Below are 25944 nucleotides of genomic sequence, written 5' to 3' on the forward strand. Positions count from 1 at the left end.
AGGCGTTGTTTTTATTCAGCTTTGGTTATAGCGTGATCCGCATCGGGCCGCCAGACGGTGCCGATGGAAACGGTCTTGAGCTTCTTCTTGCGGCCATACCAAAGATTGACGAGGCCCCGCGAAAAGAATACTGCCGAGAACATCGATGTCAGGATGCCGATGCAGTGGACGACCGCGAAACCGCGCACCGGGCCCGAGCCGAAGGCCAGCAGGGCCAGGCCGGCGATCAGCGTGGTGATGTTGGAGTCGAAGATCGTGCCCCACGCCCGGTCGTAGCCGGCGTTGATCGCCGCCTGCGGCGAGGAGCCGTTGCGCAGCTCCTCCCGGACCCGTTCGTTGATCAGCACGTTCGAGTCGATCGCCATGCCGAGGGCCAGCGCCATGGCGGCCATGCCCGGCAGCGTCAGGGTGGCCTGCAACATGGACAGGACCGCCACCAGCAGCAGCAGGTTCACGGCCAGCGCCACGCCGGAGAACAGGCCGAAGAGCATGTAGTAGACCGCCATGAACGCGCAGATCGCGGCGAATCCCCAGGCCACGCTGTGGAAGCCCTTGGTGATGTTGTCGGCGCCCAGCGTCGGGCCGATGGTCAGCTCCTCGATGATTTCCATCGGCGCGGCCAGCGAGCCGGCGCGCAGCAGCAGCGCGGTGTCGTTGGCCTCCGACGTGCTCATGCGGCCCGAGATCTGCACCCGGCCGCCGCCGATCTCGCTGCGGATGACCGGGGCGGTGACGACTTCGCCCTTGCCCTTTTCGAACAGGACGATCGCCATGCGCTTGCCGACGTTCTCGCGCGTGATGTCCTTGAAGATGCGCGCGCCCTTGGCATCGAGCGTCAGGTGGACGGCGGCTTCCTGGGTCTGGTTGTCGAAGCCCGGCTGCGCGTCCGTGAGGTTGTCGCCGGTGAGGATCACCTGCTTCTTCACCACCACGGGCTGGCCGCCGCGCTCCAGGAATTTCTCCGTGCCGAAAGGCACGGGACCGGCGCCCATTTCGGCGGCGCGTGCATCGCTGCTCTCGTCGACCATGCGCACTTCGAGCGTGGCGGTGCGGCCGAGGATGTCCTTGGCCTTGGCCGTGTCCTGCACGCCGGGCAGCTGCACGACGATGCGGTCGAGCCCCTGCTGCTGGATCACCGGCTCGGCCACGCCGAGCTCGTTGATCCGGTTGTGCAGGGTGACCATGTTCTGCTTGAGCGCCTGGTCCTGGATGCGGCGGGCCGCTTCGGGCTTGATCGTCGCCGTGAGCTTGTACTCGCTCCCATCCGGCGCGTCGACCTCCTGCAGGTCGGCGAACTGGTCGGCCAACACTGCCTTGGTGGCCTCGAGCGTCTGGGTGTCGCGAAACCGCATCTCGATGCTCTGCCCGTTGCGGTTGATGCCGCCGTGACGGATGTTCTTCTCGCGCAGCATGCTGCGCAGGTCGCCCGCCAGGGATTCGGCCTTCTTCGACAGCGCCGCCTGCATGTCCACCTGCAGCATGAAGTGCACGCCGCCGCGCAGGTCCAGGCCCAGGTACATCGGCGCCGCGCGCAGCGCGGACAGCCACTTGGGCGAGCCGGACAGGAGGTTGAGCGCCACGACGTAAGGCGGATCGTTCGGGTCCGGCACCAGCGCCTTCTGGATCGCGTCCTTGGCCTTCAGCTGCGTGTCGGTGCTGTCGACGCGCACCTTGATCGAGGCGCCGTCGAGCGCGACCAGCTCCGGCTTGATGCCCGCCGCCGCGAGCGCCTGTTCGACCCGCGCCTGCGTGCCTGCGTCCACCTTGACGGTGGCCTTGCCCGACGACACCTGCACCGCGGGCGCCTCACCGAAGAAATTGGGCAGCGTGTAGATCGCTCCCACCAGCAATGCGACCAGGATGATCGCGTACTTCCAAACAGGGTATCTGTTCATTCGCAGGACACGTGGCGCCGGGGCGCCCGCGTTCTCACTTTTTATTTGATGGTGCCCTTGGGCAGCACTTGCACGATCGAGGCGCGCTGGATCTGCACTTCCACGCCGGAAGCGATTTCCAGGCCGATGTAGGCGTCGCCGAGCTTCGTGACCTTGCCGATCACGCCGCCCGAGGTCGCGACTTCGTCACCCTTGGTGATCGCCTCGATCATGGCGCGGTGCTCCTTCTGGCGCTTCATCTGGGGACGGATCATCACGAAGTAAAGCACCACGAACATGAGCACGAGGGGCAGCATGCTCATCATGGAAGACTGCACGTCCCCGCCGGCGGCGGTTTGGGCAAAAGCAGAGGAAATGAACACGTTGGCTCCAGGAAAATACTGCAAAGGGACGCAGGCGCGGCTGCGCGCGGCACCCGACTGTGCCGCGACGCGCGCCAAAGCGCCCGATTGTATGTCGCTCGGTGGCGCGGGCCCTTCGAAAGACCCCGCAAGCCTTACGCAGCGCGGCGCCCGGCGGATTCAGCCGGCCACTGCGCCATGAGGCTCGCCCAGCGCGGCCGCACGGCCGCCAGGTTGCGCTCCTTCACGTGCCCGAAGCCCTTGATCTGCTCGGGCAGGCGGGCGATCTCCAGCGCCAGGGCGTGGTTGCCCGCATCCATGGATGCCAGCACCGTCTCGATGCTGCGCCGGTATTCGCCGATCAGGGCGCGCTCGCCCCGACGCTCCTCGGTCCGGCCGAAAATGTCCAAAGCCGTGCCGCGCAGGCCCTTGAGCCGGGCGAGGACCTGGAACGCGATGGCCATGGCGGGCCCGAATTTACGCTTTTGCAACTCGCCCTTCTCGTTGCGCTTCGAGGTGAGCGGCGGCGCGAGGTGGTAGTTGATCTTGTAATCGCCCTCGAACATGCCGGCGACCTTCTCGCGAAAGCCGGTCTGCACATGCAGGCGCGCCACTTCGTACTCGTCCTTGTACGCCATCAGTTTGAAGAGGTTGCGCGCCACGGCCTCGGCCAGCGACGACTTGCCCAGGGGCAGCTCGGCCGCGCGCACCTGCTCCACGAAAGCCCGGTAGGCCCGCGCATAAGCGGCGTCCTGGTAGGCGGTGAGGAATTCGGCGCGGCGCGCGACGATGTCCTCCAGCGAATCGCGGCGCTTGAATTCGATGACCGTCGCCGGCGTGAGCAGCTTCTCCACCGAGGCCCAGTCGTGGGCGGCCCGGCGGCCCCACTCGAAGGCGGCCTTGTTGGCGTCCACCTGCACGGCGTTGAGCTCGATCGCACGCATCAGCGATTCGAAGCCCAGCGGGACCCAGCCCTTTTGCCAGGCGTAGCCCAGCATCATGGGGTTGGTGTAGATGCTGTCGCCCATGAGCTTCGTCGCCGCGACGTCGGCATTGAACGCGCCGACGCCGCCCTCGCCCACGGATTGCACGATCGCGGCCACGCAGGCATCCGACGGATTCGACCAGTTCGCGTTCTTCACGAAGGCGGCCGTCGGCGTGCTGTGCGAATTGAGCGCGACGTGCGTGCGGCCCTCGCGCATGCGCAACACGGTTTCCTTGCCCGCCGCCACGATCGGGTCGCACCCGATGATGAGGTCCGCGCCGGCCATGCCCACGCGCGTGGTGCGGATGTCGTCCTGTCCGTCGCCGATGAGCACGTGGCTCCAGGTCGCGCCGCCCTTCTGGGCCAGGCCCGCGGCGTCTTGCGTCACGATGCCCTTGCCCTCGATGTGCCCCGCCATGCCCAGCAGCTGCCCGATGGTGATCACGCCCGTGCCGCCGACGCCCGCGACCACGATGCCGTACGCGCCGTGGATCGCAGGCAACGACGGCAGCGGCAGCTCGCCCAGGGAAAACGGCGAGGGCGCCTGCGAACCCTTCTTCTTTTTCAACGCGCCGCCTTCGACGGTCACGAAGCTCGGGCAGAAGCCCTTGAGGCAGCTCGTGTCCTTGTTGCAGGTGCTCTGGTTGATCGTGCGCTTGCGGCCGAATTCGGTTTCCAGCGGCTCGACGGACAGGCAGTTGCTTTGCACGCTGCAGTCGCCGCAGCCTTCGCACACCAGCTCGTTGATCACGACGCGCACCGCCGGATCGGCCATGGTGCCGCGCTTGCGGCGGCGGCGCTTCTCGGTGGCGCAGGTCTGGTCGTAGATGATCGCGGACGTGCCCTTGATCTCGCGGAACTCCCGCTGGATCCTGTCCAGCTCGTCGCGGTGATGCACTTCGACGCCCGGCGGCAGCTTGGCGACGGTGTACTTCTCCGGCTCGTCCGTCACGACCACCAGCCGCGACACGCCTTCGGCCATGAGGCTGTGGGCGATCTGGATGACGGAGTGGCCCTCGGGCCGCTCGCCGACCTGCTGGCCGCCCGTCATCGCCACCGCGTCGTTGTACAGGACCTTGTAGGTGATGTTCACGCCCGAGGCGATGGACTGGCGGATCGCGAGCAGGCCGCTGTGGAAATACGTGCCGTCCCCCAGGTTCGCGAACACGTGCTGCTCGGTGGTGAAGGGCTGCTGCCCCACCCACGGCACGCCCTCGCCGCCCATCTGCGTGAAGCCGATGGTCGCGCGGTCCATCCAGGTCGCCATGAAGTGGCAGCCGATGCCGGCCATCGCGCGCGAGCCTTCCGGCACCACGGTGGACGTGTTGTGCGGGCAGCCCGAGCAGAACCACGGCGCGCGGTCGCCCTTGACTTCCAGCACCTGCATCGCGCGTTCCTTGGCTTCCAGGATGGCGAGCTGCGCGTCGATGCGCGCGGCCATGTCGCCGTCGACGCCGAGCTTCTTCAGGCGCTGCGCGATCGCACGCGCGATCAGCGCGGGCGAGAGGTCCGCATTGGCGCGCAGCAGCGTGTTGGCGGTCGGGTTGGCCATCGACCATTCGCCGCCCGCGAGGTTGTCGGGGCCCGAGCCTTCGTCGGTGAACTTGCCGAGCACCACGGGGCGCACATCGGGACGCCAGTTGTAGAGCTCTTCCTTCAGCTGGTATTCGATGACCTGCCGCTTTTCCTCGACGACGAGGATCTCGCGCAGTCCCTGCGCGAACTCGCGCGTGATCTGCGCCTCCAGCGGCCACACCACGCCCACCTTGTGCAGGCGGATGCCCAGGCGCCGGCAGGTGTCGTCGTCCAGGCCTAGGTCGATCAGCGCCTGGCGCGTGTCGTTGTACGCCTTGCCGCTCGCGATCAGGCCGAAGCGGTCGTTCGGGCCCTCGATCGCGTTGTAATTCAGCCGGTTCGCGCGGATGTACGCGAGGGCCGCGTACCACTTGTAGTCGAAGAGGCGCGCCTCCTGCTCGAGTGCCGTGTCCGGCCAGCGGATGTGGACGCCGCCGGGCGGCATCTGGAAATCGGTGGGGATGCGCACGTCGACGCGCTCCGGGTCGATCATCGCCGTGGCGCTGGACTCCACGATCTCCTGGATCGTCTTCATGCCGGACCACACCCCGGCATAGCGGCTCAGCGCGAAGGCATGGATGCCGAGGTCGAGGATTTCCTGCACGGTCGCCGGGAAGAACACCGGGAAGCCGCAGGCCTTGAAGATGTGGTCGCTCTGGTGCGCGGCCGTCGAGCTCTTGGCGACGTGGTCGTCACCGGCCACCGCGATCACGCCGCCCCAGGGCGTCGTGCCCGCCATGTTCGCGTGCTTGAAGACGTCGGCCGAGCGGTCCACGCCGGGGCCTTTGCCGTACCAGATGCCGAAAACGCCGTCGAACTTGTGCGTCTCCTTCGGCGTGAAACCGAGCTGCTGCGTGCCCCACAACGCAGTGGCCGCGAGCTCCTCGTTCACGCCCGGCTGGAAGACGATGTTCTGCGCCTTCAGGTACTTGTTGGCCTTCCACAGCGCCTGGTCGTAGCCGCCCAGGGGCGAGCCGCGATAGCCGCTGATGAAGCCCGCGGTGTTCTTGCCCTGCTGCGCGTCGCGCAGGCGCTGCAGCATGGGCAGCTTCACCAGGGCCTGCACCCCGCTCATGAAGGCGCGGCCGTAATCGAGCGAGTACTTGTCGTCGAGCGTGACGGTTTCCAGGGCCTTGCGGATGTGTTCGGGCAGGGGCGCATTCATGGGCGTCGTGTCTCCAGCGGGGTGGAGGGAAAGTGTATTCCCGGCGGCCAGATATGTCTTTGCGTTCCATGTCCGCAAAACGCTAACATGCGCAAGAATCTTGCTCAAATAGGCCATCCATGGAAACACTCGACAAGTTCGACGTCGCCATCCTCAACGAATTGCAAACCGACGGGCGCCTCTCCAACGCCGAACTCGCGCAGCGGGTGGGCCTGTCCGCTGCGCCCTGCTGGCGCCGGGTGCGCGCGCTGGAGGAAGCCGGCTACATCAAGGGCTACCACGCCGAGATCGACCGCCATCGCATCGGGCTGGGGGTGCTGGCGTTCGTGCGGCTGGACGCCAACCGGAACACGGGCGAGCTCACGCGCGAGATGGAGGAGGCGATCCGCAAGATCCCCGAGATCGTCTCGTGCCACTACATCAGCGGCGCGGGGACCTTCGAGCTGCAGGTCGTGTCGCGCGACCTCGAGACCTTCTCGCAACTCGCCCGCAAGGTGCTGATCAACCTGCCCAACGTGAAGGACCTGCACACGAGCTTTTCGCTCGGCGAGGTGAAGGCCAGCAGCAGCCTGCCGCTGTCGCACCTCGGCACCCCGGCGCGCTGAGCGCTCGGTTCAGCCGCGCGCGCAGCGTGCCTGGAGCGCGGGGGATGCGTAGTGCAGCATCGCTTCGTTGCCCGCGGCGCCCAGCCCGAACTCGGCGCGCATGCGGGTGTTGCTGTACACGGTCTGCTGCGGCGTCGTGCCGCCGGCGTCCCGCAAAAGCACGTCGGTGCCCCGGGCACCCGCCTCGACCGTCGCACTGTCGTCGGCGAAACGCACGCTGAATTCGATGCCCTGGTCGCAGCGGTAATGCGCGGCGTTCGACGCGACGGGTGGCGCGACCGCGGCAGGCGCGGCGGGCGCCGATGCGGCGGGTCCGGCAGCCGCGGGCGCAGCCGGCGACGCGGGACGCGGCGGATTCGGTGCGCAGGCCGCGAGGGCGATGAGCAGGGCGGGCAGGCAGCAGATGAGGCGGTGGGATCGGTCCATGGTTGCGCAATTCGCTGGGCAAGCCGCGATTGTGCGACGTCTCACCCGTTCGCGGGGGCAGTTGCTACTTCGGCCAGAGCACCCACAGGCGCAGCGGCTGTTTCAGGCGGCCCGCCAGCTCGCCCGCCTCGGGCCCCCAACCCGCGAAGTAGTCCGCACGGACGGCCCCGGTGATGGCGCTGCCGGTGTCCTGCGCCAGCACGAGCCGCTGCAGGCTGGTCACCGGCCCTTGCGACACGAGCCACACCGGCGTGCCATAGGGGATGCTGTCCTTGTCCACCGCGATGGAGCGCCCCGGCGTGAGCGGCACGCCCTGCGCGCCGCGCGGGCCGAAGGACGCATCGAATTCGGACAGCGGCTCCTCCCGGAAGAAGACGGTGCGCGGATTGCTCCAGAGCATCTCGTTCACGCGCTGCGGGTTCTGCACGGCCCAGGCCTTGATGCCCGGCCAGGACGCATCGCGCAGCAGGCCCTGCTGCAGCAGCCATCCGCCGACGCTGCGATAGGGCTGGTCGTTGCTGCCCGCGAAAGCTAGCCGTACGGTGCGCACGCTGCCGTCGGGCTCGGCGATGCGCACGCGGCCCGAGCCCTGGATCTGCAGCACGAGCGCGTCCAGCGGATCGGCCACGTACGCGATCTCGCGTCCGCGCAGCGCGGCGCGCGCCTCGGGGAGCGTGTCGATCTCCTGCCGCGTGTACCAGGGGCGCCGGCTGCCGAGCGTCGCCGGCGGCCGGTACAGCGGAACGTTCTGCGAGGCGGTGGGGCGGCGGCTGGCCTCCAGCATCGGCTCGTAATAACCCGTGAGCAGGCCCTCCGCCGGTCCGTTCAGCGGCTCGACGCGGTAAGGCTGCAGGCGCTGCATCATCCAGGCGCGTTGCTCCTGCGGGCTCGCGAGCGACAGGCGGCGCACTTCGGGGCAGAGCGCGGCGAAAGGCGCGGGCGCGCGTTCGCAGCTCTTGAGCCAGGCGTTCCATGCCTCGTAGGTTTCGTCGGTGTCGAAGCCGGGCAGCTCCGACCAGCGCACCGGCTGCCACCGGCTCCTGCCCTGGACGATCGGGCCGGGCAAGGGCGCGCCGTCGTCCGGAGCGGTGGGCGTGCCCGCCGCGGCCGCGGGACGCGGCGGCGCGACCTCCATCGGTGGCAGGGGGACACTGCCGCACGCCGCGAGCATCCCTACAATCGCGGCCAACACCAGGAAACGAGACATGCTGCTGATTCTGCTTGAAGCCCTGCTCGCGCTGGTGCTGTTCGTCGTCATCGTGTGGTGGACCATGTTCTCCGGCCGCAAGGGCGGGGAGCCGCCGCGCGACAAGGACGACGCCCCGGGCGCATGAACCGCCCCGTGCGCGCGGTCACAGGTCGCGCAAGGTGTTCGCCAGCTCGACGGCGGACTTGACTTCCATCTTGTCGAAGACGCGCGCGCGGTGCACTTCGACCGTGCGCACGCTGATGTCGAGCTGGTCGGCGATGAGCTTGTTGGGCAGGCCTTCCACCACCAGGCGCATCACGTCGCGCTCGCGCTCGGTGAGCTCGGCCAGCCGCGCCTGCAACAAGGTCTTCGTGCGGCGCGCCGCCATCACCTCCGCGGATTTCTGCAGCGCCTGCACCACGCGGTCGACCAGCGCATTGTCCGAAAACGGTTTCTCGCAGAAGTCGAAGGCGCCGCGCTTGACCATGTCCACCGCCGTCGGCACGTCCGCGTGGCCGGTGAGGAAGATCACGGGCATCACCTCCGTCAGGCCACGGCCGGCGAGCTTGTCGAAGAGGGCGAGGCCGCTCATGCCCGGCATGCGCACGTCCAGCAGCGCGCAGCACGCCTGGCTCGGCGCGAAGCCGGCCTGCAGCATCGCCTCGAAGTCTTCGCCGCTTTCGAAGCTCTCGCTCAGCAGGTGCCGCGATCGAAGCAGCCATGCGAGCGCCTCGCGCACGCTGGCGTCGTCATCGACGATGAACACGGTGGCGTCGGTGGTGGGCTGCATCAGGGCGTCGCGAGAGCGCGGTCTTGGGCGGTGTGGGACATGCCGGCGGGATTCACGGGCAGCGTGAACCTGAAAATCGTACCCTGCGGCCGGTTGGGCTCGAACCCGAGGAATCCCCCATGCTGCTCCACGACGGTGCGGCACATCGACAGGCCGAGCCCCATGCCTTCGGCTTTCGTCGTGAAGAAGGGCGTGAAGAGCTGCTGCTGCACCTCGGGTGGAATGCCGGGCCCGACATCGGCCACGGAAAACTCCAGCCAGGCCTTCGCCGCATCGGAATGTTCGGCGTGGCCCACGCGGCGCACCTCGATGACGAGGGACGGGTTGCGCACGCCCGCCTCGTCCATCGCCTGCATCGCGTTGCGCGCGAGGTTCAGCAGCACCTGCTCCACCATCGTCGGGTCGCACAGCACCGGTGGCAATCTCTCGGCCAGGCGCGTGCGCACCTCCACGCGCAGCTTGCGCGCCTGCAGGTTCACGAGCGGCATGATCGCGTCCAGCAGCGCGCGCGGCTCCACCGGCCGCCTGTCCTGGTCGCGCCGGCGCACGAAGTCGTGCACGCTCTTGATCACGCGCCCCGCGCGCTCGGCCTGTTCGGCAATGCGGCGCATCGCGACCTCGATGTCCGGCATCGCGTCCGTCGAGCGCGCGTGCGGCTGCAGCAGGTTGATCGAGCCGGTGGCATAGCTGGAAATCGCTGCGAGCGGCTGGTTCAGCTCGTGCGAGAGGAGGGACGCCATCTCGCCGACCGTCGCCAGCCGCGCGGTGGCCTGCAGCCGCTCCTGGCTCGCACGCGAGATCTCCTCGACGCGGCGCTGTTCGCTGATGTCCAGGAACGCGCTCATCCAGCCGGTCTGCACTCCTTCGTGGTTGATGAGCGGGGCCTCGATGATCAGCACCGGGAACCGCGAGCCGTCCTTGCGCATGAAGACCGACTCGTAGCCTTCGCGCGGCGGCTGGTGTTCGCCCGCGAGCCGGATTTCCTGGCGCTTCTGGTATTCGCCGGCCAGCTCCGGCGGCCAGTAGGGCGCCGGCGAGATGTGGCCGAGGAGCTCGTGCGGCTCGAATCCCACCATCGCGCAGAACGCGGGGTTGACGTAGGTGATGCGGCCCTGCAGGTCGCGCGCGCGCAGCCCGGTGACGAGCGAATCCTCCATCGCCTTGCGAAAGGCCAGCGCGTCCGCGAGGTCCTGCTCGGCGCGCAGGCGCCTGCGCATGTCGCGGCCCAGCAGCAGGAGCACCGTCACGAGCGCGATCGACATCGCCGTCACCAGCGCCGTAAGGACATTGGGGAACAGGTCGGGCGCGCCGCGCCAGCTGTCCATGCGCAGCACCATGGTGTTGCCCGGCAGGTCCAGCAACTGCTGCGAGGTGAAGACGCGGCTGCCGCGCCGCGCGGCGCCGTGCAGCGCGAGCCGCGTGCCGTCGGCCTCGGTGAAGGAGACCTCCTGGCTGCGCATCAGCTGCGGCCCCACGAGGCTGGAAAGCATTTCGCCCAGCGAATACGTGGCGACGACATAGCCCGTGAGATGGCCCGCATCCACCTGGGGCAGGCACAGCTCCATCACTTCCACGCCCAGGCCGTCGAGCTGCGGCAGGAAGTAGCTGCTCGAATACGCGGGACCGCTCACGCGCCTGCCGTTCGCGCAGGCAAGCGCCACGTCGGCCTGCGCGTTGGCGCGCCCCAGCCGGGCGAAGGGCGGCGGCCGGAACGGCGTGTCCGCGTACAGCACGGTGCCCAGCGCGGCGTCGCGCCATTCGATACGGATCCATTCGCGGTGGTCGCGCAGCAGCTGCGCCGCCTGCTCGGACCATGCCGCGCGCGACGGCGGGCCGGCCTGCAGCGCCTGGAGGCTCTGGACGTTGCGCGTCAGCGCGGCGCGAATGTCGCCCAGCGCGTCGGCGGTATCGCGTTCGAGCTTGGACTGGACCTGGCTCGCTTCGTAGCGCCCCGCGAGCCACACCAGCGTGATGAGCAGCGCGGCGACCAGCCCGGCCACCGCCGCCCACAGCGACCAGCGCACGGCCGCCGGGGTATGGCGGTGGGGCCGGCCGGACGCGCTCATAGCACGCGGTGCTCCAGCGCGGGCAGCTGGCTGCGCACCTGCGCCTGCCGCGCGGCATCCAGCTCGGCGAACACGACGCCCGCGCCCGCTTCGCGCTGCGCGAGCACCACGCCCCAGGGGTCCACCACCATGCTGTGCCCCCAGGTACGGCGGCCGTTCTCGTGCTGCCCGCCCTGCGCCGGCGCCACGACGAAGGCGAGGTTCTCCACCGCGCGTGCGCGCAGCAGCAGCTCCCAATGCGCCTGGCCCGTCACATAGGTGAATGCGCTGGGCACCAGCAGCACGTCGGCGGCCAGCGAGCGGTACAGCTCGGGAAAGCGCAGGTCGTAGCAGACGCTCATGCCGAAACGCCAGGCATGCCCGTCGCGCGAGGTGACGTCGAACACCACGGGCTGCGCGCCGCGCTCGATCACGCGCGACTCGTCGTACTGCTCGCGCCCGTTGTCGAACTTGAAGAGGTGAATCTTGTCGTACCGCGCCGCGCGCTCGCCATCGGGGCGATACACCATGCAGGTGTTGCGCACGTGCGCATCGTCCCCCGCGGCGAGCGGCAGCGTGCCGCCCACCACCCACAACCCCAGTTCGCGCGCCGCGTCGGAAAGGAAGCGCTGCACCGCGCCCTCGCCCGGGGCTTCGCGCACTTCCAGCTTGTCGGTGTCGCGCTTTCCCATGAGGCAGAAGTACTCCGGTAGCGCGGCGAGTTCCGCGCCTTCGCGCGCAGCCTGCTCGAGCAGCGCGCGCGCGGCGTCGAGGTTGGCCTGAACGGACGTGGCGGACACCATCTGGAGGGCGGCGATCTTCATGGCGGGACAGGCCTCAGTTCGTTTTGGGAACGCGCGGTTCGGAGGCGGCGTCCGCCCGCGCGCCGGGCTGCGCCTTGCGATCGACCTTGGTCACGCGCGGGTCGGCCCAGGTGCCGTCGATGTGGAACTCCTGCGTCGCGGCCCGGATCAGCGGCTCGCGCAGGAAGAGCTGCGCGAGGATGGTGCCGAGGCCGATCGCCGGGTTGATCACGCCGGCGACGAGGGAGGCCGTGCCGGCGTTGATTTCGGGCACCACCACCACCTTGAGGTCCTGCGTTTCGCGCGCGAGGTCGGCCTTGCCTTCCATGAGCACGGCGGCGTTGACGCCCTTCATCTGCAGGTTGTTGGTCGCCGCGATGCCCTGCTGCACGGTGACGTCGCCGCGCACGAAGTCGAAGGCGAACCCCTCGGTGAACACATCGCGGAAGTCCAGCGTGAGGCGCCGCGGCAGCGATTGCAGCGAGAGCACGCCCAGCAGTTTCGCGAGGCCCGGATCGGCCTTGAGGAACTGGCCGCCTTCCACGTTGACGAAGAAGTTGCCGTTCATGGAGGGATAGTCGAGCGTGAGCGGCGAGCCCAGCCACGCCACCTGGCCTTCCATTTTTCCCCTGCCGCGCCGCACCACGTCCTTCATGCCGAACCGCGTGAGCAGGCCGCCCGAGTCGGCGATGTCCAGCTTGAAATTCATCACCGTGCGGCGCTGCTCCGCGGCGCGCGGCCCGGCGCGCGCGGGCACGGGCGCCGACGCCGGCACGCCCGCCTGCGCGTTGATGCTCGCCCAGTTGCCGGTGGCGCTGAACACGGCTTCCGGTACCGTGAGGCTCAGCTTGTTCAACCGCCATTCGCGCACGCCGCCTTCGCGCGCCACCGCCGTTGCCCCGCGGTTGACCGCATCGATCTCCAGCTTGCCGAGCTTCTTGCCCTTCAGCTCGAAATCGTCCACGACGACATCGAGGGCGGGCAGGTTGTCCGGCTGCTCGTCCAGCAGCGTTTCGACTTCCCTGGCCGCCGACGCCGCGATCGACAGCCGCGCCAGGCGCGCATGCAGGCGGCCGCTGCCGGCGCCTGACGAGGATTGCCGGTATTCGATATAGCCGTTCAGCTCGCCGGCGTCCACGTTCGCGCGCCAGGTGAGGCCCTCGCGCGAGCCGCCGAGCACGACGTTGTGCAGCGTGCGCCCGCCGAAGGTCAGGTCTTTCGCGCGCACGGCGAGCACCGTGGGCAGGTAGGCCTGCGAGGCGCCGCCGCTTTGCGCGCGCGGCCCGCCCGAACCCGTGCCGCCCGCGATCGCCGCGTTGCCCAGCACGTCCTCCCATGCATCCACACTGACGGACGCCAGGTTGATGTTGGCGAGCACACCCTGGTCCGGCATGGCGGGCGCCTCGTTCGGCGGCAGCCCGATGCCGATCACGCCGCGCAGCACCCGGGCCTCCGGCCCCGAGATGTCGCGCACGTAGGCGATGGATGCGATGCGCCCGACGTCCACCGTCAGCTGGTCGAGCATCCTCGGCGCCGAACCCGCTGCGGGCGTCTCGCGCAGCAGCGCGTTCTCGTAGCGGATGGGCAGCACGGACTCGGCCGTCTTGGCGAGCGGTGCCGGCAGGTTCAGCGCGAGGCCCTGCAGGTTGGTCGTGACCGCGATTTCCGGTACGCCGCGCCGCACCTGCATCACCATGGTGTACGCGGCGCCGCCCGTGGCGTCTTTCGCGAGGCGCGAGACGAAGCCGATTTCCCGCGCCTGCCGCAATCCCTCCGCAGTGGCCGTCCCCTGCGCCCGCAGCACCACGGTTGCATCGTTGCCGGCGGGCGCGGCGGGCGCCGCGCGGCTTCCGCCTTCAAGGCGCACGTCCCCGCCGAGCGCCCGCGCCTGCGTTCCCACGAGCGCGAAACCCCGCTCGTTGAAGGTGACGGCGCCGCGCGCCCGCGTCAGGAGGGGGCTGTCGGGCGTGATCTGCACGTCGTTGTTCGCAAGCGTCACCGTCCCCTGCACCTTCGAGCGGTCGATCGTGGCGATCGGCAGGTCGAGCTTGAGCCTCAGGTCCGCGTTGCCGGTGCCGGTCGCCCTGGCAAGCGCGCCATTGGTCATCGACGCCAGCGGAGACGCGTTGACGACGCCCAGCGATTGCGACAGCGGCCCGCCGACCTGGCCCGTCACGGCCACCGTGGTGGTGCGGAAATCGGGGATCGTGGCGTCCGCCTTGAACTGAAGGCCGGGCGATCCTGCGAAGCGGCCCGCCGCATTCTTCACCGACATCCCCCCGCCCTCGAAGAGCAGTTCGCCCGAGAGCTGCGTCATCTCCGGCCAGGTCGCGGTGCCCTTCACGAGGGATCGCGGCACGTAGGCATAGGTCACGTTGCGCACGTCGGTCGTGACGCGGAACTCGCCCGACTTGCCGTCGCGGAAGGGGAACTCGCGCAGGTTGCCGCGCACCCGGAACTTCGCGCCGGTCGCCGTCCCCTGCACGACGGATTCGTGGACGTACTCGCGTGCGTTCCTGGGCACCGCCAGCGGCAGGTAGCGATACACGCGCGCGCCGTCGGCGCGGCTGAGCGAGCCCTGCAGATCCAGCACGCCGGGAAAGCGCGGCTGGCCCTTGTCGCCGGTGTGCCAGGTGGCCTTCGCTTCGCCCTGCGCGTCGGCATTGGCGAACTTCAGGTTGCTCACGGTCGTCGAAATCGCCGGGCCGTCGACCTGCCACTGGACGTCGGCGGACAGCTCGTCCACCGGCACCAGCGGCTCCTCGAACACGCCGGGCACCTCGATCGCGCCCTTTTGCATCACGACGCGGCCCTTGCCGCCTGCCTGCGTGAGGTCGAAGTCCACGGCGGCGCCCCGCAAGCCGGGCGACGCCGCATGCGGCGCACTGGCCGAGGTGTCGGCTGCGCGCGCCGCGATCTCGAGGCGCACCGCGCGGCCCTTCGCCTGGTAGCTTTGCAGGTTGTCGACCGGCCCCTGCCACTTCGCCTGGAGCGTCTCCACCAGGCCCTGGGGGGCGTAGGCCGTGAGCGCGGCGTGCGTCGCCGTGCCGAGCGGCAGGTGCGTCGCGATCTGGCTCACCGCCAGCAGGTCGAGCCGGTCCGCGCGGAACTCGCCCTGCGCGGCCCGCTTGCCGTCCGAAGGCTGCCAGGACACGAAGACGTTGCCCCCCGGCCAGCGCTGGCCGTCCCGGGTGTCGAACTGCAGGCGCTCGGTCTGGAACTCGAAGCCCTCGCCCAGCCGCTTGCCGCCCAGCCGGCCCGACAGGGAGCGCAGCGCAAGCGGCGTCAGCGACCTGCCGAGCGTCGTGCTCACGTCCGCGAGCACCAGGTCCGCGGCGGCGCCGGTGAGTTGGCCCCTGGAGACGTCGGCCCACGCGCGAACCGCGCCGTGACCTTCGCTGATCTCGATCCCGAGGTTCGCGTAGCGGCGAAGCTGCGAGACATCGACCCGCGAAAAATCGGCGTAGACCTGCCCCACCCAGTCCTGCCAGCGCCCCCGATGGGTCGTGAGGAGCGGCTGGTGGAACAGGCCGCGCAAGGTGAAACGCTCGCCCCAGGCCGAAGGGGGCGTCGCGTCGACGCGGATCGCGTGGCTACGCCCGGTGTTGCGCGCGACGAAGTCGACGTTCTCGAGCGCGAGCGGCGGCGCACCGCGCATCTCGTCGGTCCAGCGCACCGTGCCGTCGCGGATCACGAACTCGGTCTGGCGGAAGAACCAGTCGGCGCCCTTGCCGTCGTTGTCGCCGCCGCGGGAGAAGTCCAGGCCCGCGACGAAGATCTTTCCGTCGGGCGCGCGGCGCACGTCCAGCTCGGGGCGGTCGATGAACAGCTGTTCGAACCCGAGGTTCCACAGCGAGCGCGGCGAAAGCGCCGCGATCACCCGGGGCAGCCGCAGCGCGGCGCGCCCTTGCGGGTCGAGCAGCACGACGTCCGAGAGTTCGAAGGAGGGAATGAGTCCCTCGCTGCGCGCGGCAATGCTGCCGATGCGCACGGGTACCCCCAGGACGCGCCCGGCCTCGATTTCCAGGTCGGGGCGCAGCTCGCCGATTTTGGGCACAATCCAGCCGTGAAGGGCCCCCCAGCCGAGTGCGAGCACCAGCCAGGCGGTCATCAACAGCCACAACAACCCTTTCGCGACAATGGCGTAAGCCTTCAACGGACGTGACGGAAACGGCGGGCGGTCGTTCATGAATTCATCGATGTGGCAGGAATTATGACCCTCGGCGCACCCGCGGGTTCGCGGCAACTACAGGCTGTTTCGCCTTCGGGCGGCCCCTTGCCCGGCGCGGCCGCGGACGCGACCGATGCGCCCCTGTCGGGCCACTCCCGGTTCGCCCAGCGCCTGCGGCGGCGCTATGCCGCCGAGTTGCACCTGCTCGCCCCCGGGGCGCCGGATCGCGCGTCCATGCAGTCCGTCTACGACGCCCTGCGCGCGCGCGGGGACAACGAATCGACCGCGCTGCGCGTGCTGCGCCAGCTGGTGATGGAGCGGCTCATGTCGCTCGACTGCGACGAAGGCGCGCCGCTGTCGCAGGTGACGACCGCCGTCACGGAGCTCGCCGAATTCGCGCTCGACGTCGCCTGCGCCTGCGCCACGCGCGAGCTCGACGCGCAGCACGGCGCGCCGCTCGCCCCGGACGGGGCGCGCGCCGAGCTCTGGATCATCGGCATGGGCAAGCTCGGTGCGCGCGAGCTGAACGTCTCCAGCGACATCGACCTCGTCTACGTCTATGACCACGACGGCGAAACCGCGGGCCTGCCGGGCGGGCGGGGCCGCATCTCCAACCACGAATATTTCGGCAAGGCCGTCAAGATCATCTTCGGCCTCATCGGCGACACCACCGAGCACGGATTCGTCTTCCGCGTCGACCTCGCACTGCGCCCCAACGGGAACTCCGGCCCGCCCGCGGTATCGCTCGGCGCGCTGGAAGACTACTTCCAGGTGCAGGGCCGCGAGTGGGAACGCTTCGCCTGGCTCAAGAGCCGCGTGGTCGCGCCTCGCGATTGCATCGCGAGCGGCACGGCGCAGGGGCTGCGCTCCGCCGTGCTGCCCTTCGTGTTCAGGCGCTACCTGGACTACAGCGTCTTCGATTCCCTGCGCGTGCTGCACAAGCAGATCCGGGACCACGCCGCCAAGCGCAGCGCCGGCCGGCCCGAGCGCGCGAACGACGTGAAGCTGTCGCGCGGCGGCATCCGCGAGATCGAGTTCATCGTGCAGCTCCTGCAGGTGGTGCGCGGGGGCCATTACCCGGAACTGCGCACGCGCCCCACGCTGCAGGCGCTGCAGCGCGTCGCGGCCGCGGGCCTCATGCCGCAGGCCACCGCGGATGCGCTCGCCCGTGCCTACGAATTCCTGCGCCGCGTGGAGCACCGCATCCAGTACCTGGACGACCAGCAGACCCACGTGATGCCGATGTCGTGCGACAGCGATGACGAGGGCGACCTGGGCTGGATCGCGCGCACCATGGGCTTCGCGGACTGCTGCCCGTTCCTGCACGAACTCGACAGCCACCGGGAGCTGGTCGCGCAGGAGTTCGACACGCTCCTCGGTGGCGCCACCGAATGCAAGGGATGCGGCGGCCCCAAGGGCAAGGCCGCCGCGCCCGACCTGGAAACGCTGCTCGAGGATCTGCCCGGGCGCCTGCGCGAGCGCGTGGCCGCCTGGGCGACGCATCCGCGCGTGCTGGCCTTGCGCGAGGACGCACGCGCCCGCCTGGCGCGGCTGGTCGCGCGCACCGGCCAGTGGCTCGCGCAGGGTCGCGTGAGCGAAGAGGCAGCGCTCCGCATGGCGGACTGGATCGAGCCGTTGCTGCGCCGCGAAAGCTACATCGCGCTGCTGCTGGAGCGACCGGGCGTGCACGAGCGGCTGCTGCGCGTGCTCGGGGCGGCGCGCTGGCCCGCTCGCTACCTGCTGCAGCATCCGGGCGTCATCGACGAGCTCGCCAACGACACGATGCTGGCCGAGCGCTTCGCGCCGGAAGAGTTCGAGCGCGAACTGGAAGACCGCCGGCGCTCGCTGCAGATCACCGGCGAGGACGACGACGAGGCGCTGCTGAACCTGCTGCGCCGCGCGCACCATGCGGAGGTGTTCCGCACGCTGGCGCGCGACGTGGAAGGCCGCCTGACGGTGGAGCAGGTCGCGGACGAACTCAGCGCGCTCGCGGACGCCGTGCTGCGCGTGACGGCCCGCTGGTGCTGGCAGCGCCTGAAGAACAGGCACCGCGAGACTCCGCGTTTCGCGATCATCGGCTACGGGAAACTGGGCGGCAAGGAGCTCGGCTACGGCAGCGACCTGGACATCGTCTTCGTGTTCGAGGACGACGACGAGGCGGCGCCGGAGGCCTACGCCGCGTTCGTGCGCAAGCTCATCAACTGGCTCACGACCAAGACGGCCGAGGGCGACCTTTTCGAGATCGACACGGCGCTGCGGCCCAATGGCAGTTCGGGCCTGCTCATCACCAGCTTCGAGGCCTACGACAACTACCAGCAGCGGCGCGGCAGCAACACGGCATGGACCTGGGAGCACCAGGCCATGACGCGCGCGCGCTTCGTGCTCGGCGAGCCGGCGCTCGGGCAACGCTTCGACGAGGTGCGCCGCGCCGTGATCACCGCGCCGCGCGACAGCGCCGCGTTGCGCGGCGAGATCATCGCGATGCGCGAAAAAGTGCGTGCGGCGCACCCGGTGCGGGCCGGGCTCTTCGACGTCAAGCACAGCCCGGGCGGCATGGTGGATGCCGAGTTCGCGGTGCAGTACCTGGTGCTTTCCCAGTCGGCCTCGCACCCCGAGCTCGTGCCCAACGTGGGCAACATCGCCCTGCTGCAGCGCGCCGAGCACTGCGGCCTGCTGCCTCCCGGCGTCGGACAGGCCGCGGCCGGCGCCTACCGCGAGCTGCGCCGCGTGCAGCACCAGGCACGGCTGGAGGAAAAGCCGACGCAGGTCCCCATCGACACGATGCAGGCGGAGCGGGGCGCCGTCGTGGCCCTGTGGCACGCCGTTTTCTCCTGACAGATTCGGGTTGCACCCTGTAGCGCGGGCCTGCCGCGGCGAGCCGCGCGATGGTAGGCTTGTGGGTTACCCATGAAGAAACTCGTTTTTCTGGCGGCCGCGGCAGTCCTGGCGGCCGGTTGCAGTACACCCCGGCCCCCCGCGTCCGCGGGCACGCAGGCGCCGCCGCAGTGGTACGCGCCCCTGCCGCATGCCGGCGAACTCGCCGACCTGCGGGCGTGGTGGGCGCAATGGGACGATCCGCTGCTCATCCAGCTGATCGAGTCCGCGCAGTCCGCCAGCCCGACCCTCGCGACGGCCGCGTCGCGCATCCGGCAAGCGCGCGCCACCCGCGTCGCGGCCGGCGCCGCCTTGTTGCCCACGCTCGATGCGGTGGCGTCCGCGCAGCGCGGCGACACGCAGCCGCCCGTGCCGCTCGCGAGCGTGGCGCAAGCCGGCTTGCAGACGGCGTGGGAAATCGACCTGTTCGGTGCGAACCGTGACGCCGCCGATGCGGCGCAGGCGCGGCTCGAAGGCGCCGGTGCGGGCTGGCACGCCGCGCGCGTGGCCGTCGCCGCGGAAACGGCCACGAGCTACGTGAGCCTGCGCACCTGTGAGGAACTGCGCGCCGTGACGCTGAACGACGCAAAGTCGCGCGCAGAGACCGCACGCCTGTCGGGCCTGAGCGAACGCGCGGGATTCACCGCGCCTGCGACGGCATCGCTCGCGCGCGCCAGCGCGGCGGAGGCCTCGGCACGCGCCACGCAGCAGGCTGCGCAATGCGACATCGAAGTGAAGGGCCTCGTCGCGCTGACCGCCATGCCGGAGCCGGTACTGCGGGAGCGCCTGGCTGCCGGCTGGACCGAACCCGTGACACCGGGGCTGCTCACCGTCGTCTCCGTTCCCGCGCAATTGCTCGCGCAGCGCCCCGACGTGCGCCAGGCGGAACTCGAGGTCGCCGCGGCCAGCGCCGAGGTCGGCTCGGCGCGCGCGCAGCGCTTCCCGCGGGTGTCGCTGACGGGCTCGATCAACGCGGGTGTCGTGCGCACGGGCGGCGTCACGTCGGACCTGCAGACCTGGTCCATCGGCCCGCTCGCGCTCACGCTGCCGCTCTTCGACGGCGGGCGGCGCAGCGCGAACGTGGACTCCGCGCAGGCACGCTATGAGGAAGCCGTGCTGCTGTACCGGGCGCGCGTGCGCCAGGCCGTGCGCGAAGTGGAGGAGGCATTGGTGAACCTGCAGAGCGCAAGGTCGCGCACCGAGGACGCGCTCGCCGCGCGCGAAGGTTACCGCGCGTCGTTCACCGCCACCGAAGCGCTCTACAACAGCGGCCTCGCGAGCCTCGTGCAACTGGAGGATTCGCGGCGCACCGCGCTCGCAGCCGAGACCGCCTGGGTGCAGCTGCGGCGCGAACGCGTCACGGCATGGATCGCGCTCTACCGCGCGATGGGAGGCGGCTGGGCCGCGCAGGAGATGGCAACGCGATGAAGAAGATTCGATTCACCCCCCTCGTCATCGGCGCGATCGCCGTGGCCGTCCTGCTGGCCGGCGGCATTTTCTACAAGCTGTCCGACAGCGGGAAGCCGCCGGAAAAGAAGGACGAGGCCACGGTGCGGCCCGCGCTCACGGTCTCCACCGTCGTGCCGCGCAGCATGAGCCTGCCCGTAAAGCTCTCGGCGAACGGCAACATCACCGCCTGGCAGGAAGCGAGCGTCGGCGCCGACACCCCGGGCCTGCGCCTGACCGAAGTCAACGTGAACGTGGGTGACAAGGTCACCAAGGGCCAGGTGCTGGCGACCTTCGCATCGGACACGCCGCGCGCGGAAGCGGCCCAGTCGCGCGCCAGCCTCGCGGAAGCGGAGGCGGCCGCCTCGAACGCGGCCGCGGACGCGCAGCGCGCACGCACGCTGCAGTCCAGCGGCGCGCTGAGCGCCTCGCAGATCAACCAGTACCTCACCGCGGAAAAGACGGCGCAGGCCCGCGTCGAAGCCGCGCGCGCCACGCTGCAGGCACAGGAAGTGCGCGTGAACCAGACGCACGTGTACGCCCCGGACAGCGGCATCATTTCCGCGCGCACGGCGACGGTCGGCGCGGTGGTCGGAAGCGGCACGGAGTTGTTCCGCCTCATCCGGCAGGGACGGCTGGAGTGGCGCGCGGAAGTGACGTCGCAGGAGCTGGGCCGCATCACGACCGGAACGACTGCGCTCGTCACCGCGGCGAGCGGCGCGCGCCTCTCGGGTCGCGTCCGCATGATCGGCCCCACGGTGGACCCGCAGAGCCGCGCGGCGCTCGTGTACGTCGACGTGACGCCCCTGCCAGGCGGCCCCGCTTCGGCGCGCGCGGGCATGTTCGCGCGCGGCGAATTCGACCTGGGTGCGACACCGGCGATCACCGTGCCGCAGGCGTCCGTGGTGGTGCGCGACGGCTTCAGCTACGTCTACCGCGTCAACGCCGACAACCGCGTGAGCCAGCTGAAGGTGCAGACCGGCCGGCTCGCGGGCGACCAGCTCGAAGTCCTGTCGGGCCTGCCGAAGGACGCACGCATCGTCTCGGTCGGCGCGGGCTTCCTGAACGACGGCGACCTGGTGCGCATCTCGGACGCCAGGCCATGATCAACGTCTCGTCCTGGTCGATCCGCAACCCGATCCCGGCGGTGATGCTGTTCGTCATGCTCACCTTCGGCGGGATGATCTCCTTCAATGCGATGAAGGTGCAGAACTTCCCGGACATCGACCTGCCCACCATCAGCGTCGCGGCGGCCCTGCCGGGCGCGGCGCCCGCGCAGATGGAAACGGATGTCGCGCGCAAGCTGGAAGACGCCATCGCGACGACGCAGGGCTTGAAGCACATCACGACCAAGGTGCAGGACGGCGCGGTGACCATCCTCGCCGAATTCCGCCTGGAAAAGCCGGTGCAGGAAGCGGTGGACGACGTGCGGTCCGCCGTGGCGCGCGTGCGCAGCGACCTGCCGGCCGACGTGCGCGAACCCATCGTCACCAAGCTGGACTTCGCGAGCCAGCCGGTGCTGGCCTTCACCGTGTCGTCGCCCCGAATGGACGACGAGGCGCTCTCCTGGTTCGTCGACAACGACATCTCGCGCAAGCTGCTCGCGGTGCGCGGCGTGGGCGCCGTCAACCGCGTGGGCGGCGTGGATCGCGAAATCCGCGTGGCGCTGGACCCGGTGCGCCTGCAGGCGCTGGGCGCCACGGCGGCGGACGTGTCACGGCAGCTGCGCCAGGTCCAGACGGAGAGCGCGGGGGGGCGAACGGATCTCGGCGGCTCCGAGCAGCCCGTGCGCACGCTCGCGACCGTGAAGACGGCGGCGGAGATCGGCGAGCTGCAACTGTCCCTCGCGGGAACGCCGCCGCGCAGCGTCCGCCTCAAGGACGTCGCCACCATCACCGACACGACGGCGGAGCCGCGCGCCGCGGCGCTGCTCAACGGCAAGCCCGTGGTCGGCTTCGAAGTGGCGCGCAGCCGCGGCGAAAGCGAAGTTGCGGTGGGCGCGGCGGTCCAGAAGGCCTTGGCGGAACTCAAGGCGCAGCGCCCCGACATCCAGCTGGTCCAGGCTTTCGACTTCGTCACGCCGGTGGAGGAGGAATACCACGGCTCGCTGCACCTGCTCTACGAGGGCGCGATCCTCGCGGTGATCGTGGTGTGGCTGTTCCTTCGCGACTGGCGCGCGACCTTCGTCTCCGCCATCGCGTTGCCGATGTCGGTGATCCCCGCCTTCATCGGCATGCACCTGCTCGGGTTCTCGGTCAACGTCGTCACGCTGCTGGCGCTGTCGCTGGTCGTCGGTATCCTGGTCGACGACGCGATCGTGGAGGTCGAGAACATCGTGCGCCACTTGCGCATGGGCAAGACACCCTACCAGGCCGCGATGGAAGCGGCCGACGAGATCGGGCTCGCGGTCATCGCGACGACCTTCACGCTGATCGCGGTGTTCCTGCCCACGGCTTTCATGAGCGGCATCGCGGGCAAGTTCTTCAAGCAGTTCGGCTGGACCGCCTCGCTCGCGGTATTCGCATCGCTCGTCGTCGCGCGCGTGCTGACGCCGATGATGGCCGCATACATCCTGAAGCCCATCGTCACGGCACACGAAGACGCGGGCTGGATGAAGGTGTACCTCAGGTGCGTGAACTGGAGCATGCGCCATCGCCTCGCGACCTTCGTGCTGTCCGGGCTGTTCTTCCTCGGCTCGATCATGCTGATCCCGCTGCTGCCGACCGGCTTCATCCCGCCGGACGACAATTCGCAGACGCAGGTCTACCTGGAACTCGCGCCTGGCTCCACGCTGGCGCAGACGATGGCCACCGCGGAACAGGCGCGGCAGATGGTGGCGCGGGTCGAGCACGTGAAAAGCGTATACACGACCATCGGCGGCGGCACGGCGGGCGCGGACCCGCTGGCCTCTTCCGGCACGGCGGAGACGCGGCGCGCGACGCTCACCATCCTGCTGACCGACCGGGGCGACCGGCCGCGCAAGCAGGGCATCGAGAACAAGATCCGCGCGGCGCTCGAACCGCTGCCGGGCGTGCGCAGCAAGGTGGGTCTGGGCGGCTCCGGGGAAAAGTACATCCTGGTGCTGACCGGGGAAGACCCGCAGGCACTCGGCGAGGCCGCGCGCGCGGTGGAACGGGACCTGAGGACCATCCCGGGCCTGGGCAGCGTCGCGTCGACCGCCAGCCTGATACGCCCCGAGATCGCGGTGCGGCCCGATTTCGCGAAGGCGGCGGACCTCGGCGTGACCAGCGCGTCCATCGGCGAAACGCTGCGCATCGCCACCACGGGCGACTACGACATCGCGCTGCCCAAGCTCAACCTGTCGCAGCGCCAGGTGCCCATCGTGGTGAAGCTGGACGACAACGCGCGCAAGGACTTGTCGGTGCTCGAACGCCTGGCCGTGCCCGGCTCCAAGGGCCCGGTGATGCTGGGGCAGGTCGCGACGCTGGAGATGACCGGCGGGCCGGCGGTGATCGACCGCTACGACCGGTCGCGCAACGTGAATTTCGAGATCGAACTCTCGGGACTGCCGCTCGGCGACGTCGCGACGAAGGTGAAGGAACTGCCCTCGGTCAGGAACCTGCCCGCCGGCGTGAAGGTGGTGGAAGTCGGCGATGCGGAAGTGATGGGTGAACTCTTCATGGGCTTCCTGCTCGCCATGGTCACCGGCGTGCTGTGCATCTATATCGTGCTCGTGCTGCTGTTCAAGGACTTCCTGCAGCCGGTCACCATCCTCGCCGCGTTGCCGCTGTCGCTCGGCGGCGCGTTCGTCGGCCTGCTGATCGCACAGAAGAGTTTCTCGATGCCGTCCCTCATCGGCCTGGTGATGCTGATGGGCATCGCAACGAAGAACTCCATCCTGCTCGTCGAATATGCGATCGTCGCGCGCCGCGACCATGGCCTGTCGCGCTTCGACGCGCTGATCGACGCGTGCCACAAGCGTGCGAGGCCGATCGTCATGACGACCATTGCGATGGGCGCGGGCATGCTGCCCATCGCCATCGGTTTCGGCACCGCCGACCCGAGCTTCCGCTCGCCGATGTCGATCGCGGTGATCGGCGGCCTCATCACGTCCACCGTGCTGAGCCTGCTGGTGATCCCGGTGGTGTTCACGTTCATGGACGACATCGAGCATTGGCTCGGCCGCATGCGCGACAAGGTGCGCCGCAAGCCGCGCGATGCGGCGCCGGCCGCCGCGCCCTGACGCGCCCTGACTCGCCTCAACCCTCGCGAATCTTGCGAACCAGCGCGGTCGTGGAATAGCCGTCCACGAAGGGGATGGCGAGCGCCCGCCCGCCCCAGCTCTCCACGGCGCGGGTCTCCGCGAGCTTGCTCATGTCGTAATCGCCGCCCTTGACGAGGACCGCCGGCTTGAGCTGCGTGATGAGTTCGAGCGGCGTGTCCTCGTCGAACCAGGTGACGAGGCTCACGCTCTCCAGCGCCGCGATGACGCAGGCGCGATCCGCTTCCCTGTTCAGCGGCCGGTCAGCGCCCTTGCCCAGGCGCCGGGCCGAGGCGTCGGTGTTGAGTGCCACGACCAGGCTCCCGCCGAGTGCGCGGGCCTGCGCGAGATAGCTGACATGGCCCCGATGCAGGACGTCGAAGACGCCGTTGGTGAAGACGACGGGCTGCGGCAGCGAGGCGACGCGCGCCGCGGCTTCGTCGCGGGCGCAGATCTTGGACAGGAACGCAGGGGCGGACAAGGCCGGAGATCAGGCCGCGCCCGGCGCCGCGGATGCCGGAGCACCGGCCACTAGTGCCGCGACTTCCTTGCGGTAGCGGTTGAGCTCCTGCACGGTCTTGAAGCTGCGGTCCATCAGCAGGCTCATGTTGTGCAGGATGCGCTCGACGACCTTGTTCTCCCAGACGGCGTCGAAGTTGATCTGGGTGTCCAGCCACTGCTCCAGCCACTCGGGGTCGGGCAGGCGGCTCTGGATCGTGTCGCGGGGGAACAGCGCCTTGTTGACGTGCAGGTTGGTGGGGTGCAGCGCCTGCGCCGTGCGGCGGGCACTGGCCATCAGCACCCCGATCTTGGTGAACGCGGCTTTCGCCTCGTTGCCGAATTTGTTGATCGCGCGCTTCATGTAGCGCAGGTAGGCGCCGCCATGGCGCGCCTCGTCCTGGCTCAGCGTCATGTAGATGTGCTTGATGACGGGCTCGGTGTGCCACTCGCTGGCCCGGCGGTACCAGTGGTTCAGCCGGATCTCGCCGCAAAAATGCAGCATCAGGGTTTCCAGCGCGGGCGCGGGCTCGAATTCGAAACGCACTTCGTGCAGTTCCTCCTCGGTAGGCACCAGGTCGGGGCGGAAACGCTTGAGGTACTCGATCAGCACCAGAGAGTGCTTCTGCTCCTCGAAGAACCAGATCGACATGAAAGCGGAAAAATCGCTGTCGTCCCGGTTGTCGCGCAGGAACATTTCGGTCGCGGGCAACGCGGACCATTCCGTGATCGCGTTCATCTTGATCGTCTGCGCCTGCTCATCGGAGAGCTGGGCCGCATCGAACTTGTCCCACGGGATGTCCTTGTCCATGTCCCAGCGGACGGATTCGAGTTGTTTGAACAATTCGGGATAGAGCATGTCTGACTTTCTTCTGCTGCACACATTTTAAGCGGCGGCGTGAAAAGGGCTTGAC

The 25944-nt window shown here is 69.4% G+C and carries 17 protein-coding genes; 6 read left to right on the plus strand and 11 right to left on the minus strand.

What is annotated here, in order from left to right; translation table 11 throughout:
• Window positions 1-11: 11 nt before the first annotated feature.
• From secD to I5803_RS12510, 3 genes are all read right to left on the minus strand, one after another.
• Window positions 12-1895: a protein translocase subunit SecD gene (secD, locus tag I5803_RS12500; RefSeq protein WP_196986675.1), complete on the minus strand. Its 1884-nt coding sequence runs from the start codon at window positions 1893-1895 to the stop codon at window positions 12-14.
• Window positions 1896-1936: 41 nt separating this feature from the next.
• Complete coding sequence (gene yajC, locus I5803_RS12505) at window positions 1937-2257, minus strand: preprotein translocase subunit YajC (RefSeq protein WP_196986676.1); 321 nt, start codon at window positions 2255-2257, stop codon at window positions 1937-1939.
• 134 nt (window positions 2258-2391) lie between these two features.
• A complete protein-coding gene (locus I5803_RS12510) occupies window positions 2392-5961 on the minus strand; it encodes an indolepyruvate ferredoxin oxidoreductase family protein (protein WP_196986677.1) in 3570 nt (1189 codons plus the stop codon).
• 119 nt (window positions 5962-6080) lie between these two features.
• On the opposite strand from I5803_RS12510, the gene I5803_RS12515 reads away from it, so the two are divergent.
• The gene (locus I5803_RS12515; RefSeq protein WP_196986678.1) at window positions 6081-6566 is read left to right on the plus strand and encodes an Lrp/AsnC family transcriptional regulator; all 486 of its coding nucleotides are present in this window, start codon (window positions 6081-6083) and stop codon (window positions 6564-6566) included.
• Window positions 6567-6575: 9 nt separating this feature from the next.
• Here I5803_RS12515 and I5803_RS12520 read toward each other — a convergent pair whose 3' ends face one another.
• Both I5803_RS12520 and mltA read right to left on the minus strand, forming a co-directional pair.
• Entirely contained in the window at window positions 6576-6992 is a 417-nt protein-coding gene (locus tag I5803_RS12520; protein WP_196986679.1) for a hypothetical protein, read from the minus strand.
• Between the two features lie 64 nt (window positions 6993-7056).
• Window positions 7057-8250, minus strand: coding sequence for a murein transglycosylase A (gene mltA / locus I5803_RS12525; protein ID WP_231402402.1), 1194 nt, complete (start codon window positions 8248-8250; stop codon window positions 7057-7059).
• On the opposite strand from mltA, the gene I5803_RS22240 reads away from it, so the two are divergent.
• The gene (locus tag I5803_RS22240) at window positions 8198-8326 is read left to right on the plus strand and encodes a hypothetical protein (RefSeq protein WP_255553414.1); all 129 of its coding nucleotides are present in this window, start codon (window positions 8198-8200) and stop codon (window positions 8324-8326) included. The two genes, mltA and I5803_RS22240, sit on opposite strands and share 53 nt — an antisense overlap.
• A gap of 18 nt (window positions 8327-8344) precedes the next feature.
• Here the strand turns inward: I5803_RS22240 and I5803_RS12530 are convergent, their stop codons facing one another.
• Genes I5803_RS12530 through I5803_RS12545 form a run of 4 tightly spaced genes read right to left on the minus strand, consistent with a single transcriptional unit; the run spans window position 8345 to window position 16008 of the window.
• On the minus strand, window positions 8345-8971 hold the full coding sequence (locus I5803_RS12530; RefSeq protein WP_196986681.1) for a response regulator transcription factor: 627 nt from the start codon (window positions 8969-8971) through the stop codon (window positions 8345-8347).
• Entirely contained in the window at window positions 8971-11037 is a 2067-nt protein-coding gene (locus tag I5803_RS12535) for a two-component system sensor histidine kinase NtrB (RefSeq protein WP_196986682.1), read from the minus strand. The genes I5803_RS12530 and I5803_RS12535 overlap by 1 nt, the downstream gene beginning before the upstream one ends.
• Complete coding sequence (locus I5803_RS12540) at window positions 11034-11840, minus strand: carbon-nitrogen hydrolase family protein (RefSeq protein ID WP_196986683.1); 807 nt, start codon at window positions 11838-11840, stop codon at window positions 11034-11036. The genes I5803_RS12535 and I5803_RS12540 overlap by 4 nt, the downstream gene beginning before the upstream one ends.
• Window positions 11841-11853: 13 nt before the next feature.
• Window positions 11854-16008 carry a YhdP family protein gene (locus tag I5803_RS12545; protein WP_196986684.1) on the minus strand — a complete coding sequence of 1385 codons (4155 nt, stop codon included), beginning with the start codon at window positions 16006-16008 and terminating at the stop codon, window positions 11854-11856.
• A gap of 24 nt (window positions 16009-16032) precedes the next feature.
• On the opposite strand from I5803_RS12545, the gene glnE reads away from it, so the two are divergent.
• The 4 genes from glnE (at window position 16033) to I5803_RS12565 (ending at window position 24514) form a co-directional block, all read left to right on the plus strand.
• Window positions 16033-18825: a bifunctional [glutamate--ammonia ligase]-adenylyl-L-tyrosine phosphorylase/[glutamate--ammonia-ligase] adenylyltransferase gene (gene glnE, locus I5803_RS12550; protein WP_196986685.1), complete on the plus strand. Its 2793-nt coding sequence runs from the start codon at window positions 16033-16035 to the stop codon at window positions 18823-18825.
• 72 nt (window positions 18826-18897) lie between these two features.
• Window positions 18898-20292 (plus strand): efflux transporter outer membrane subunit, encoded by a 1395-nt coding sequence (locus I5803_RS12555; RefSeq protein ID WP_196986686.1) that lies wholly within the window; start codon window positions 18898-18900, stop codon window positions 20290-20292.
• Window positions 20289-21416, plus strand: a complete 1128-nt coding sequence (locus I5803_RS12560; protein WP_196986687.1) for an efflux RND transporter periplasmic adaptor subunit — start codon at window positions 20289-20291, stop codon at window positions 21414-21416. The genes I5803_RS12555 and I5803_RS12560 overlap by 4 nt, the downstream gene beginning before the upstream one ends.
• A complete protein-coding gene (locus I5803_RS12565) occupies window positions 21416-24514 on the plus strand; it encodes an efflux RND transporter permease subunit (RefSeq protein WP_196988550.1) in 3099 nt (1032 codons plus the stop codon). The genes I5803_RS12560 and I5803_RS12565 overlap by 1 nt, the downstream gene beginning before the upstream one ends.
• A gap of 16 nt (window positions 24515-24530) precedes the next feature.
• Here I5803_RS12565 and rfaE2 read toward each other — a convergent pair whose 3' ends face one another.
• Both rfaE2 and I5803_RS12575 read right to left on the minus strand, forming a co-directional pair.
• Window positions 24531-25013 carry a D-glycero-beta-D-manno-heptose 1-phosphate adenylyltransferase gene (gene rfaE2 / locus I5803_RS12570; protein ID WP_196986688.1) on the minus strand — a complete coding sequence of 161 codons (483 nt, stop codon included), beginning with the start codon at window positions 25011-25013 and terminating at the stop codon, window positions 24531-24533.
• 9 nt (window positions 25014-25022) lie between these two features.
• Window positions 25023-25889 (minus strand): ferritin family protein, encoded by an 867-nt coding sequence (locus I5803_RS12575; protein WP_196986689.1) that lies wholly within the window; start codon window positions 25887-25889, stop codon window positions 25023-25025.
• Between the last annotated feature and the right edge of the window lie 55 nt (window positions 25890-25944).

Source organism: Caenimonas aquaedulcis, from assembly GCF_015831345.1.
Classification (GTDB): domain Bacteria; phylum Pseudomonadota; class Gammaproteobacteria; order Burkholderiales; family Burkholderiaceae_C; genus Ramlibacter; species Ramlibacter aquaedulcis.

What these genes read in the sequence shown, in the direction of transcription:
- secD (WP_196986675.1), bottom strand. Translation starts at nt 1,895, where the DNA reads ATGAACAGATACCCTGTTTGGAAGTACGCGATCATCCTGGTCGCATTG.
- I5803_RS12510 (WP_196986677.1), bottom strand. Translation starts at nt 5,961, where the DNA reads ATGAATGCGCCCCTGCCCGAACACATCCGCAAGGCCCTGGAAACCGTC.
- I5803_RS12515 (WP_196986678.1), top strand. Translation starts at nt 6,081, where the DNA reads ATGGAAACACTCGACAAGTTCGACGTCGCCATCCTCAACGAATTGCAA.
- I5803_RS12520 (WP_196986679.1), bottom strand. Translation starts at nt 6,992, where the DNA reads ATGGACCGATCCCACCGCCTCATCTGCTGCCTGCCCGCCCTGCTCATC.
- I5803_RS22240 (WP_255553414.1), top strand. Translation starts at nt 8,198, where the DNA reads ATGCTGCTGATTCTGCTTGAAGCCCTGCTCGCGCTGGTGCTGTTCGTC.
- mltA (WP_231402402.1), bottom strand. Translation starts at nt 8,250, where the DNA reads ATGACGACGAACAGCACCAGCGCGAGCAGGGCTTCAAGCAGAATCAGC.
- I5803_RS12530 (WP_196986681.1), bottom strand. Translation starts at nt 8,971, where the DNA reads ATGCAGCCCACCACCGACGCCACCGTGTTCATCGTCGATGACGACGCC.
- I5803_RS12535 (WP_196986682.1), bottom strand. Translation starts at nt 11,037, where the DNA reads ATGAGCGCGTCCGGCCGGCCCCACCGCCATACCCCGGCGGCCGTGCGC.
- I5803_RS12540 (WP_196986683.1), bottom strand. Translation starts at nt 11,840, where the DNA reads ATGAAGATCGCCGCCCTCCAGATGGTGTCCGCCACGTCCGTTCAGGCC.
- I5803_RS12545 (WP_196986684.1), bottom strand. Translation starts at nt 16,008, where the DNA reads ATGAACGACCGCCCGCCGTTTCCGTCACGTCCGTTGAAGGCTTACGCC.
- glnE (WP_196986685.1), top strand. Translation starts at nt 16,033, where the DNA reads ATGACCCTCGGCGCACCCGCGGGTTCGCGGCAACTACAGGCTGTTTCG.
- I5803_RS12555 (WP_196986686.1), top strand. Translation starts at nt 18,898, where the DNA reads ATGAAGAAACTCGTTTTTCTGGCGGCCGCGGCAGTCCTGGCGGCCGGT.
- I5803_RS12560 (WP_196986687.1), top strand. Translation starts at nt 20,289, where the DNA reads ATGAAGAAGATTCGATTCACCCCCCTCGTCATCGGCGCGATCGCCGTG.
- I5803_RS12575 (WP_196986689.1), bottom strand. Translation starts at nt 25,889, where the DNA reads ATGCTCTATCCCGAATTGTTCAAACAACTCGAATCCGTCCGCTGGGAC.